At 41.3% G+C, this 12896-nt stretch carries 8 protein-coding genes; all 8 read right to left on the reverse strand.

Annotation, left to right across the window (positions count from 1 at the left end; all coding sequences use genetic code 11):
* Nucleotides 1-206: 206 nt before the first annotated feature.
* Nucleotides 207-4391, reverse strand: a complete 4185-nt coding sequence (rpoC, locus tag C427_RS20520; protein WP_007643203.1) for a DNA-directed RNA polymerase subunit beta' — start codon at nucleotides 4389-4391, stop codon at nucleotides 207-209.
* A gap of 78 nt (nucleotides 4392-4469) precedes the next feature.
* Nucleotides 4470-8498, reverse strand: coding sequence for a DNA-directed RNA polymerase subunit beta (gene rpoB / locus C427_RS20525; RefSeq protein ID WP_007643202.1), 4029 nt, complete (start codon nucleotides 8496-8498; stop codon nucleotides 4470-4472).
* Nucleotides 8499-8792: 294 nt separating this feature from the next.
* Complete coding sequence (gene rplL, locus C427_RS20535) at nucleotides 8793-9164, reverse strand: 50S ribosomal protein L7/L12 (RefSeq protein WP_007643199.1); 372 nt, start codon at nucleotides 9162-9164, stop codon at nucleotides 8793-8795.
* Nucleotides 9165-9217: 53 nt separating this feature from the next.
* Entirely contained in the window at nucleotides 9218-9736 is a 519-nt protein-coding gene (rplJ, locus tag C427_RS20540) for a 50S ribosomal protein L10 (protein WP_007643197.1), read from the reverse strand.
* A 369-nt stretch (nucleotides 9737-10105) separates the two neighbouring features.
* Entirely contained in the window at nucleotides 10106-10804 is a 699-nt protein-coding gene (gene rplA / locus C427_RS20545; RefSeq protein ID WP_007643192.1) for a 50S ribosomal protein L1, read from the reverse strand.
* A gap of 3 nt (nucleotides 10805-10807) precedes the next feature.
* Complete coding sequence (gene rplK, locus C427_RS20550; protein ID WP_007643190.1) at nucleotides 10808-11236, reverse strand: 50S ribosomal protein L11; 429 nt, start codon at nucleotides 11234-11236, stop codon at nucleotides 10808-10810.
* Nucleotides 11237-11950: 714 nt separating this feature from the next.
* Nucleotides 11951-12487 (reverse strand): transcription termination/antitermination protein NusG, encoded by a 537-nt coding sequence (gene nusG / locus C427_RS20555; RefSeq protein WP_007643188.1) that lies wholly within the window; start codon nucleotides 12485-12487, stop codon nucleotides 11951-11953.
* 3 nt (nucleotides 12488-12490) lie between these two features.
* Complete coding sequence (gene secE / locus C427_RS20560) at nucleotides 12491-12868, reverse strand: preprotein translocase subunit SecE (protein ID WP_007643186.1); 378 nt, start codon at nucleotides 12866-12868, stop codon at nucleotides 12491-12493.
* Nucleotides 12869-12896: the final 28 nt, after the last annotated feature.

Genomic DNA, 12896 nt, shown 5'->3' on the forward strand with positions numbered 1-12896 from the left:
GCCCTTTTTTGAGGGCGTAAAACGCGAAAAATCCGCGAGCCCTAATTCATTGACGATAAAGTCATCGAATTTCGGGTCGCGGAAGTCTAATGATCAATGTGTGCTCTGTCAAGTAAGACTGCTGCTAAACTGCATTTTATATGGGATCTACCACAATGGTTTAGTCAGCAATCTGTAATATTCAGATCACTTTGCGATCTTATTTTTTATTCGTCAGCAGGTGTATCACTTACTTCGGCATTAAGTGCCTCAGATAATGCCAATTCTGCTTCAGATGCAGAAACTGAAGGTTCTTCCAGTTGCTGAAGTTCTGCTAGTTTTCTAGCATTACGTTTCTGATGATGTGTAAAGCCGGTACCAGCTGGTATCAGACGTCCAACGATTACGTTTTCTTTCAATCCACGTAACTCATCTTCTTTACCTTGCACTGCTGCTTCAGTAAGAACACGGGTTGTTTCTTGGAAAGAGGCTGCTGAGATAAATGACTCAGTAGACAACGATGCTTTAGTGATACCTAGTAACTGTGGTGCGTATTGAGCAGGGATTTTTCCCTGTCTTTCCAATTCACGGTTAGCGATCTTCACATTAGACACTTCAACCTGCTCGCCTTCTAAGAACCTACTGTCACCTGAATAAGTGATCATACACTTACGCAGCATTTGACGAATAACCACTTCGATATGCTTATCATTAATTTTTACCCCTTGCAGGCGGTAAACTTCTTGTACTTCATTAACGATATAGTTAGAAACTGCACTGATCCCACGTAAACGTAGAATGTCATGTGGAGATTCAGCACCATCAGCAATAACTTCACCTTTTTCAACGTTTTCACCTTCGAACACGTTGAGGTTACGCCATTTAGGTATCATCTCTTCGTAATGATCTCCAGTTTTAGGCGTAATGGTTAAGCGTTTCTTACCTTTAGTCTCTTTACCAAAACCAATCATACCTGACACTTCAGCTAGGATGGCAGGCTCTTTAGGCTTACGAGCTTCAAACAAGTCAGCTACCCGTGGAAGACCACCGGTAATATCACGAGTTTTAGAACTTTCTTGAGGAATACGTGCCAATACATCACCAGGCTTAGCATCCATACCATCACTTGCTTCAATGGTAGTAAAACTTGGTAAACGAATTTCTTGTAAACCAAATTCTTCACTTTCAAGAATAAGCTTAGGCTCTTTAGCATTCGCTTTAGATAAATCATTAACCACGATACGCGTCAGACCAGTTAAGTCATCCTGCTGCATCTCAGTGTTACTGTCATCAACGTCAGAGAAACTGATCTTGGCAGCACGTTCCGTTACGATTGGGTGTGAATGCGGGTCCCAGTTAGCGACCACTTCACCAGAAGTAACCTTAGTATTATCATCGACTGTTAAGATTGCACCGTAAGGCACTTTATAACGCTCTTTCTCACGACCTTGATCATCAATAATAGTGATCTCAGTTGAACGAGAAACAATCACTACTTTGTCATCACTGTTGCGAACAGACTTAGCGTTATGCAATTTCAAGGTACCAGTCGTTTTTACTTGTACATTGTTTTCTGCAGACGCTCTTGATGCTGCACCACCGATGTGAAAAGTACGCATTGTAAGCTGTGTACCAGGTTCACCGATCGACTGAGCGGCAATAACACCGACAGCTTCACCATGACCAACCATGTGTCCACGAGCCAAATCACGGCCGTAACATCTAGCACATACACCAAAGTCGTTCTCACAGGTGATAACAGAACGTACTTGAATTTGGTCAATCGAATTGACCTCAAGTAGGTCTACTAAGGCTTCATCTAGAAGAACGTTACGCTCTACTAATACTTCATTAGTACCTGGTTTCATCACGTCTTCTGCAACAGTTCGACCTAGTACACGTTCACGAAGTGGTTCAACAACATCGCCACCTTCAATTAGAGGTGTCATTTTAACACCTTCAAACGTACCACAATCATCGTTGTTGATAATCAAATCTTGCGCAACATCAACCAAACGACGGGTTAGATAACCAGAGTTAGCAGTTTTCAATGCCGTATCGGCCAAACCTTTACGTGCTCCGTGAGTAGAGATGAAGTACTGAAGTACGTTCAAACCTTCGCGGAAGTTAGCAGTAATGGGTGTTTCAATGATTGAACCATCTGGCTTCGCCATTAGACCACGCATACCAGCTAGCTGACGGATTTGGGCGGGGCTACCACGAGCTCCAGATTCAGCCATCATAAATACTGAGTTGAAAGACTTCTGTACTTCCATTTCACCATCACGATTTTTAACTGTCTCTACTGACAAGTTATCCATCATGGCTTTAGCCACTTTTTCGTTAGCATTCGACCAGATATCGATAACTTTGTTGTAACGTTCACCCGCAGTCACAAGACCAGATTGAAATTGTTCCTGGATTTCACGTACTTCAGCTTCAGCATCTTCAATGATGTCTTTCTTGGCATCAGGAATAACCATGTCATCTATACCAACAGATGCACCCGCAATCATCGCGTAATGAAAACCGGTATACATGATTTGGTCAGCTGCAATAACCGTATCTTTCAGACCCAATGTACGGTAGCAAGCATTCAACAACTTAGATATTTGCTTTTTGCCCATAGCTTTATTGATGATTTCGAATGGTATACCTTTTGGCAATGCCAAAGAAAATATCGCACGACCAACAGTGGTATCAGTTAGCGTAACTTTTTCAATTTTATTACCTTCAGCATCCGTTTCGTATTCTGTCATACGTATCTTAACGCGAGCGTGTAACTCTGCAGCTTCGGTACGATAGGCTTTTTCAGCTTCATACGGACTAGCGAATACCATGCCTTCACCTTTACCATTAACACGGTCACGTGTCATATAGTACAAGCCCATTACCACATCCTGTGAAGGAACAATAATTGGCTCACCATTGGCGGGTGAAAGGATGTTATTGGTAGACATCATCAAAGCGCGAGATTCAAGCTGTGCTTCAATCGTCAACGGAATGTGAACAGCCATTTGGTCACCATCGAAATCGGCGTTGTATGCAGCACACACCAAAGGGTGCAACTGAATAGCTTTACCTTCGATTAGGATAGGTTCAAATGCTTGTATACCCAATCTGTGAAGTGTGGGTGCACGGTTAAGTAATACTGGGTGTTCACGGATTACTTCGTCTAATACATCCCATACTTCCGGATCTTCACGTTCTACTAATTTTTTAGCCGCTTTTATAGTCGTCGCTAAGCCGCGAGCTTCTAATTTTCCATAAATAAATGGCTTGAATAATTCAAGAGCCATTTTTTTAGGTAAACCACATTGGTGCAAACGCAAAGTAGGACCAACAACGATAACCGAACGACCTGAATAATCGACTCGTTTACCTAGTAAGTTCTGACGGAAACGACCCTGCTTACCTTTGATCATGTCTGCCAAAGATTTAAGAGGACGCTTATTAGAACCAGTTATAGCTCGACCACGACGTCCATTATCTAGCAGCGCATCAACAGCTTCTTGCAACATACGTTTTTCGTTACGTACGATAATATCTGGTGCGGCAAGGTCTAATAGGCGCTTTAAACGGTTGTTACGGTTAATAACACGACGATATAAATCGTTCAAATCCGACGTTGCAAAACGTCCACCGTCTAGTGGGACCAATGGACGTAAGTCTGGCGGTAACACAGGTAAAATTGTCAAAATCATCCACTCAGGTTTATTACCTGATAATTGGAAAGATTCTAATAATTTCAAACGTTTTGTGATTTTTTTACGCTTTGTTTCAGAGTTAATAGAGGGCAACTCTTCACGCATAGAGACAACATCAGCGTCAACATCTAAGGCTTTCAGCAATTCATAAACTGCTTCAGCACCCATTTTTGCTTCAAATTCGTCACCGTGCTCTTCAAGTGCATCCAAATATTCCTCTTCAGTGAGAAGTTGGCTGCGCTCAAGCGTAGTCATACCTGGTTCTGACACCACATATGATTCAAAATAAAGTACACGCTCAATATCACGTAAGGTCATGTCTAACATCAAACCGATACGAGACGGTAATGATTTTAAGAACCAAATATGCGCAACCGGGCTTGCTAAATCAATGTGGCCCATACGTTCTCGACGTACTTTAGTTAAGGTAACTTCTACCCCACATTTTTCACAAATTACACCACGGTGCTTAAGACGTTTGTACTTACCACACAAACATTCGTAATCTTTTACAGGACCAAAAATACGTGCGCAAAATAAACCGTCACGTTCTGGTTTAAAAGTACGGTAATTAATTGTTTCTGGCTTCTTAACTTCACCAAATGACCACGAACGGATCATGTCCGGTGATGCAAGACCAATCCGGATATTATCGAATTCTTCAGTCTTATGTTGTTGCTTAAGAAACTTTAATAAATCTTTCACATTTCTCTCCCAGCGGAGTCAATTGCAAAGGTGTAGCACAAGTGCTACACCATCATGTCTAATAGCTCAATGAGCAGCTTAACGCTCTTCTAGTTCGATGTTGATACCTAGCGAACGGATTTCTTTCAACAACACGTTGAAGGATTCCGGCATACCAGGTTCCATACGGTGATCACCATCCACAATGTTCTTATACATTTTGGTTCGGCCATTCACATCATCAGACTTAACAGTTAACATTTCTTGCAAGGTGTAAGCAGCACCGTAAGCTTCAAGTGCCCATACTTCCATCTCTCCGAAACGCTGACCACCGAACTGCGCTTTACCGCCCAACGGTTGCTGTGTAACCAAGCTGTATGAACCAGTAGAACGAGCATGCATTTTATCGTCTACTAAATGGTTCAGTTTCAACATGTACATATAACCTACAGTCACAGGACGCTCAAATGCGCGACCAGTACGACCATCGAACAAAGTAATTTGTCCGCTTTCAGGGATATCTGCCAAGGTCAGCATATGTTTGATTTCAGCTTCAGTTGCACCGTCGAAAACAGGCGTCCCCATAGGTACACCTTTACGAAGGTTACCGGCTAAACGTGTCACTTCATCATCAGTGAAGGTGCTTAAATCAACAGTTTGATGAGATTTACCTGCGCTATAAACTTCTTGTAAGAAGCTACGCAGCTTGGCCATCTCTTCATGCTCTTTAAGCATACGGTCAATTTTAACACCGATACCACTAGCAGCCATACCTAAGTGAGTTTCAAGTACCTGACCGATGTTCATACGAGAAGGTACGCCCAATGGGTTCAAAACGATATCAACTGGCGTGCCGTTTTCATCATAAGGCATGTCTTCAACAGGTTTGATAGTCGAGATAACACCTTTGTTACCATGACGACCCGCCATTTTATCACCAGGCTGAATATGACGTTTAACTGCAAGGTAAACCTTAACAATTTTAAGCACACCGGGTGCCAAGTCATCACCTTGAGTGATCTTACGACGTTTAACCTCAAACTTAGTATCAAAGTCTGCTTTGATCTCAACATGTTGATCAGCAATTTGGTCCAGCTCAGACTGCAAATCGTCATCGTTAAGTGTTAAGTCAAACCACTTATCACGTGGCATGTTGTCAAGCCTTGCCTGATCAACACCAGACTTAACTAACAAGTTACCTGCACGTGCAAAAATACCGTCAGCCAAAATATTAAATTCGTCAGATAAGTCTTTTTTCACTTCGCGTAATTGCATATCTTCAATTTCACGTGCGCGTTTGTCTTTCTCAACACCATCACGCGTAAAGACCTGAACGTCGATGACTGTTCCATGTACACTATTAGGTACACGTAATGAAGTATCTTTAACGTCAGATGCTTTCTCACCGAAAATAGCTCGTAGAAGTTTCTCTTCTGGGGTTAGCTGAGTTTCACCTTTAGGTGTCACCTTACCTACAAGAATATCGCCACCTTTAACTTCAGCACCGATATAAACAACACCAGACTCATCTAGTTTACCCAATGCAGATTCACCAACATTTGGAATATCGGCACTGATTTCTTCTGGACCAAGCTTAGTGTCGCGAGCAATACAGCTTAATTCTTGAATGTGGATAGAAGTAAATCTGTCTTCCATTGCTACACGCTCAGAGATCAAGATAGAATCTTCAAAGTTGTAACCGTTCCAAGGCATGAAAGCGATACGCATGTTTTGACCTAAAGCCAGTTCACCCATATCAGTAGACGGACCATCAGCCAATACATCTCCAGCTACAACCGGTTCGCCGACATTACAAGTTGGCCTTTGGTTAATACACGTGTTCTGATTAGAACGGGTATATTTAGTTAGGTTGTAAATATCAATGCCCGCCTCACCAGCAGTCATTTCAGATTCATTAACCTTAACAACAATACGACTTGCATCAACGAAGGAAACTGAACCACCACGTTTTGCGATGATAGTGACACCAGAATCCACAGCTACAATTTTTTCCATACCTGTTCCGACTAAAGGCTTCTCAGCTATTAGAGTAGGAACGGCCTGACGTTGCATGTTGGCACCCATTAGTGCTCGGTTAGCATCATCATGCTCAAGGAATGGGATAATGCTCGCAGCAACAGATACAATTTGTTGCGGTGACACATCCATGTAAGTGATATCAGAAACCGGCATTAACGTGGTTTCACCACGGAAACGACAAGGGATCAAGTCTTCTGTCAACTTACCTTTTTCATCTAGTACTACGTTTGCTTGTGCAATCGCATATTGACCTTCTTCTATCGCAGATAGATAGTCAATTTCGTCAGTCACAACACCGTCAGCTATTTTACGATACGGAGTTTCTAAGAAACCGTAGTCGTTAGTTCGGGCGTAACTTGCAAGCGAGTTTATCAAACCAATATTTGGTCCTTCAGGCGTCTCGATTGGGCAAACTCGACCATAGTGTGTCGGATGTACATCACGTACTTCAAAACCTGCACGTTCACGGGTTAAACCACCCGGACCTAAGGCTGAAATACGGCGCTTGTGTGTAACTTCAGATAAAGGATTATTCTGATCCATAAACTGAGACAATTGGCTTGAACCAAAGAACTCTTTAACTGCAGCAGATATAGGTTTGGCGTTGATTAAGTCCTGAGGCATGATTGCATCAAGGTCGCCCAAGCTCAAACGTTCTTTAACAGCACGTTCAACACGAACTAGACCAACACGGAATTGATTTTCAGCCATTTCGCCAACAGAACGTATACGTCTGTTACCCAAGTGATCGATATCATCAACTTCGTCTTTTCCGTCACGGATAGTGATAAGCTGTTTCATTACAGCAACAATATCAGCCTTGTCTAACACGCCTTTACCAGTCGATATATCTCGACCTAGACGACGATTGAACTTCATTCGTCCAACAGCAGATAAGTCATAACGGTCTTCTGAGAAGAACAAGTTATTGAACAAAGTCTCTGCTGCGTCTTTAGTCGGTGGCTCGCCAGGACGCATCATGCGATATATTTCAACTAATGCTTCAAGCTTATTGCTTGAGCCATCAATACGTAATGTATCTGAAATATAAGCACCGTGGTCAAGTTCATTGATGTAAAGCGTATCAAATGCTTTGATACCTGCTTCTGTAATCTCAACAATGTTTTCTAAAGTCAACAGGTCGTTTGCACTAACAATGACTTCACCTGTTTCTTTATTGATATAATCACGAGCAAATACACGACCTACTAAATACTCTGCCGGTACTTCAAGCTCTGTGATCTTAGCTTTTTCAAGTGCGCGTGTATGACGTGCCGAAATACGACGACCCGTTTCTACGACTACTTTGCCTTTATTATCTAAGATATCGAACTGCGCAGTTTCACCACGAAGACGATCTGGCACGATATCTGACAAATACTTTTCACCGTCGATACGTACTTGGTTTGTTTCAAAAAACAACTCAAGTATTTCTTCGGTAGGCATTTCTAATGCTCGTAGCATAATAGTTGCCGGTAATTTACGGCGTCTATCTATACGAACAAACAAATTATCTTTAGGGTCAAATTCAAAGTCTAACCACGAACCACGGTAAGGAATAACGCGCGCGTTATACAACACTTTACCTGATGAGTGAGTTTTCCCTTTGTCGTGATCGAAGAACACGCCTGGTGAACGGTGCAATTGCGACACTATGACACGCTCAGTACCATTGATAACAAATGTTCCGTTATCAGTCATGAGTGGAATTTCACCCATGTAGACTTCTTGCTCTTTAATGTCTTTTACTGTGCCCGGTGCTGCTTCTCTATCGAACAACACTAAACGCAATTTCACACGTAGTGGTGCAGAAAATGTAACACCACGAATTTGACATTCTTTCACATCAAATACTGGGGCACCTAAACGGTAACTTACATACTGCAACTCAGCGTTACCGGAGTAACTCTTTATTGGGAAAACTGATCGAAATGCTGCTTCCAGTCCATGTTGACCATCTACATCCAGGTCAATAAACTTTTTAAAAGAATCTAATTGGATTGAAAGTAGATACGGTATTTCCAATACCTGTGGACGTTTGCCAAAATCCTTACGGATACGTTTCTTTTCGCTATAAGAGTAAACCATGGGTTCCTCAGCCTGCCGATTTTTGACCCAACCTGCTTATCTAGATGTCTATACAGACATAAAGTTAAACAAACTTCCGCTATCCTTTAAGGTTGTAGAAAAACGTTTACCAAAGTCATTAAGAGGCTTACTTAACTTATTGGTTTTATTTAGTTTTACCTACAATTTGCACTTCTTTATTAGGACTAATATCAAAGGATGAAAATAGTAAATCCTACAGCGCAAAAAGGCTGGTGACTAAAAAGTCACCAGCCTATGCCATTTCAGGCTAACAATCTGTGTTTAAACAGATTATTATTTAAGCTCAACTTCAGCGCCAGCTTCTTCAAGCGTCTTCTTAAGTTCTTCAGCATCTGCTTTAGAAATACCTTCTTTCACAGGTGTTGGAGCAGCTTCAACTAATGTTTTAGCTTCTTTCAATCCAAGACCTGTAGCAGAACGTACAGCTTTGATTACTGAAACTTTATTTGGACCAAAAGATGTCATAACAACATCAAACTCAGTCTGCTCTTCTACAGCTTCAGCAGCTGCAGCAGGGCCAGCAACAGCAACAGCTGCTGCAGCAGAAACGTTGAATTTTTCTTCAGCCGCTTCAATAAGTTCCACAAGTTCCATTACTGGCATTTCAGCAATAGCGTTTAATATATCATCTTTAGTTAGAGCCATTTCTCTAAACTCCTGGGTTTAATGTTAAAAATTTATAATGCCAAAGTCGAAAATTATTTTTCGTCTTTGATCGCCGCTAATACACGCACAAATTTGCCTGGAACTTCGTTGATAGTACGAACGAATTTCTCGACAGGTGCTTTGAAGGTAGCAAGTAATCTTGACAACGCTTCGTCGCGGGTAGGAAGTGACGCTACTGCATCCAGTTTTTCTGGACCCAATAAACCACTACCAATAGAAAGTGCAGTTACGTTTAACTTACTGTTAGTTTTTGCATAGTCTTTGAAAAGACGTGCAGCACTACCAGGTGCATCTATGGAAAAACCATAGATTAACGGACCAGTTAAAGCACTGTTCATATCAGAAAACTTACTATCAGCTAAAGCGAGTTTTGCCAGTGTGTTACGAACTACTCGTAAGTAAACACCTTGTTCACGGGCTTTAACACGAAGGTCAGTTAATTCTGCTACTTCCATGCCACGGTATTCAGCGACGGCAACAGATAGAGCTCGAGACGCAACATCGTTTATCTCTGCTACGATCTCTTTTTTTGCTGCTAAGCCTAATGCCACTGAGTTCACCTCTTAAAGTCTGAAACATCATTTCTTTTTGAAATATCCGTTTCAGGATTCACAGATTGATATCATTACTCAAGCTTAAACCTGAACAAATCCACCGCTCTACGGTGTTCGTTAATCCCAGAGAGTCTGAGTCGAAACCACCGTCTGCGCAGGCTTGCATTTTAAGTAAGTTGTTTGCGACATGTGACTATAAAATCACTATCTAGGTGAATGCTCTCTTACTTCATTCACCAACTTACGCCTGCGGTCTTGGACGGGAGTCTGTCGTTTAGCTAATTTTGAAAAAAACTAAACTCAGACTCCAACCCACAACCGTTATAGAGAAACAAATAACCTATTGGCTACCTGCTAAAACCAAACTTACTTAGATTCTAAGCTAGTTTGGTCTAAAGAAACACCCGCACCCATTGTTGTACTAAGGCTAATTTTCTTAATGAAAGTGCCTTTAGCTGAAGAAGGCTTAGCTTTGTTAAGCGCTTCTAGCAATGCTGCTAAGTTTTCTTGAATATGGTTTGCTTCAAAAGCGATTTTACCAATACTTGCATGGATAATACCGTTTTTGTCGTTACGATAACGAACCTGACCTGCTTTAGCATTCTTAACTGCTGTAGCAACGTCTGGTGTAACCGTACCGGTCTTAGGGTTAGGCATTAGGCCACGTGGACCTAATATTTGACCTAACTGACCAACAACGCGCATTGCATCTGGTGATGCAACAACTACGTCAAAGTTCATTTCGCCTTTTTTAACTAGCTCAGCTAAATCTTCCATACCAACTATGTCAGCACCGGCAGCTTTAGCAGCTTCAACATTTGCACCTTGAGTAAACACTGCAACACGTACGTCTTTACCTGTACCATTTGGTAATACAGTTGCGCCACGGACGTTTTGATCAGATTTACGTGCATCTATGCCAAGGTTAACTGCAACATCAACACTTTCTGCAAATTTAGCAGTGGCTAATTCTTTTAATAAAGTCACTGCTTCATTAAATTCGTATTCTTTAGTCGCATCAACTTTTTCTAAAACTAAGCGAGCGCGTTTTGTTAATTTAGCCATGTCTTACCCCTCTACCACTAAGCCCATGCTGCGTGCAGAGCCAGCGATGGTGTTTACTGCTGCTTCTAAACTTGCTGCAGTCAGATCAGGTTCTTTAGTTTTAGCAATTTCTTCTAATTGCTCACGCGTCACTTTACCCACTTTTTCAGTGTTAGGACGACCAGAACCATTTTTTATACCAGCAGCTTTCTTAAGTAAGAAAGAAGCAGGAGGAGTTTTAGTTATGAAGGTAAAAGAACGATCTTCGTATACAGTGATTTCAACTGGTACTGGAGCGCCTTTCTCTAGAGCTTCTGTTTTTGCGTTAAACGCCTTACAGAACTCCATGATATTTACACCATGTTGACCTAGTGCAGGACCAACTGGTGGGCTAGGGTTCGCAGCACCTGCGGCAACCTGAAGCTTAATTAAGCCAGTGACTTTCTTCGCCATGATAATACTCTCTAATTTGGGTATAACGCCTTGTAAACACTGAGCATGCTCACTTTATTGGCTTCCCGTTCTAATAAAATTGGTCGCAAAGTATAGATGAACCATTGCAACAGCACAAGTATTATTGTCACAGATCTTTATTTTATGCTTCATATGGTGTGTTACAAAACCAATTTCATGTTTTATACGCGGCACTATTACAGAAATAAGATGCGCTACTTAGGACTTTCATCGTGGTTAGATGTTCTCGTTCAATTTGTTCATGGGTAACTTTATAACAGTATTATCATGGATCTGTATAGTGCCTTGACTAAGCATATTTTAAATTTAGTAGTTGTTTTCAAGGGCGAATATTAATTTGAGACATATCAAGTTTTTAAGTTAGCCAGAATATCTGGTGATAAATCCCAATCACCTTCTTACTAGTTAACCTGACTCGTGCTATGACCTGTTGCGTCCCTGGGAGTAATGACAATATCAACACCATAAATTAGTCGAATTTCACTTAAAGGACATGAGATCTGTTTAAAGAATTATACTAAGACTATCCCTGAAACAATCAGCATTAAGTTGCAGAATTACCAACCACGAACCTCGATTTTAAGTCAGCGTTATAACAATGACATAAATTAAGTGACGTTAATATTTCATTGTTTATTGCCAATAAAAAAGGATGCTAGATGCATCCTTTTTCGTCTGAATTAAATGTTAGAGCTAGCCTTTTTCTACTTGACCAAACTCTAGTTCTACTGGCGTTGAACGACCAAAAATAAGTACGGATACTTTCAAGCGACTTTTTTCGTAATCTACTTCTTCAACCACACCATTGAAATCCGCAAAAGGCCCATCGGTAACCCGTACCACTTCGCCCGGTTCGAACAATGTCTTTGGTTTTGGCTTATCAACGCCTTCTTCAAGACGATTCAATATAGCATCGGCTTCTTTCTTTGTAATAGGCGCTGGGCGGTCTGAAGTACCACCAATAAATCCTAAAACACGAGGTACACTTTTAACTAAATGCCATGAATCTTCATTCATGTCCATTTGAACCAATACGTATCCTGGAAAAAATTTACGTTCGCTTTTTCTTTGCTGTCCAGCTCGCATTTCAACAACTTCTTCTGTAGGAACTAAAATCTCACCGAAGAAGTCTTCCATTTCATTCATTTTGATGTGTTCTAATAACGTTTTTTGAACACGGCCTTCATAGCCAGAGAAAGCTTGAACCACGTACCATTTTTTATCAGACATGACTTAAATCCCTAATCCAGTTATAAATGAGACAACCTCAACGATAATCCCGTCTAGTCCCCACAGAAGAAGTGCCATTACAACTGTAGCGGCTAACACAATCATAGTAGTCGTAGTCGTTTCTTGACGAGTGGGCCATACGACTTTGCGTACTTCAATTCGAGATTCTTTTGCAAAAGTAATGAAAGTGCTACCTTTAAGTGTGGTTGAAGCTATAAAACCAGCGACACCCACAGCAGCCACAGCAATCAGGGCAATGTACAGAACTGAGAGTTCTGGGAAAAAATGGTTAACAGCTACTACGCCACCTAATAAACCAAATATTACCAACCACCTCAACATATCTAACGGATTGGAATTGTTTTCTGTATTTTCACTCATGCTAAACCCTAATTCTCACTAGTTACAT

The organism is Paraglaciecola psychrophila 170, assembly GCF_000347635.1.
In the GTDB taxonomy this organism is placed as follows: domain Bacteria; phylum Pseudomonadota; class Gammaproteobacteria; order Enterobacterales; family Alteromonadaceae; genus Paraglaciecola; species Paraglaciecola psychrophila.